The following is a 253-nucleotide window of genomic DNA, read 5'->3' as shown; positions in this document are numbered from 1 at the left end:
AGTTGTTGCTGTTGATTATGCAGTGGAGCGTATTGAAACCGACCAGCTTCTGGTTGGTGAAGGCAGGCTAGAGCGTGCCGGTCAAAAGGGAGAGCGGACTCTGGTTTACCGCGATACCTTGGACAACCGAACTGGCTTGACCAGCACGGTACTGGTTTCAGACACCGAAACCTTAGCTCCAGTCAGCGAGCGCCTTCTGGTCGGTACCAAGAAAGCCTTGACTGACCAACCTATTGTTGAGAAGAAACCTTCG

The 253-nt window shown here is 52.6% G+C and carries 1 protein-coding gene; it reads left to right on the top strand.

The features are described from left to right. Positions 1 to 253: G5 domain-containing protein (locus RMT89_RS44315; RefSeq protein ID WP_315889415.1), on the top strand; the 253-nt coding region annotated here is incomplete at both ends.

The organism is Streptomyces sp. P17 (assembly GCF_032436805.1).
Lineage (GTDB): Bacteria > Actinomycetota > Actinomycetes > Streptomycetales > Streptomycetaceae > Streptomyces.
The sequence above is the reverse complement of the archived record's forward strand: the minus strand, read 5'-3'. Positions and strand labels throughout refer to the sequence as shown.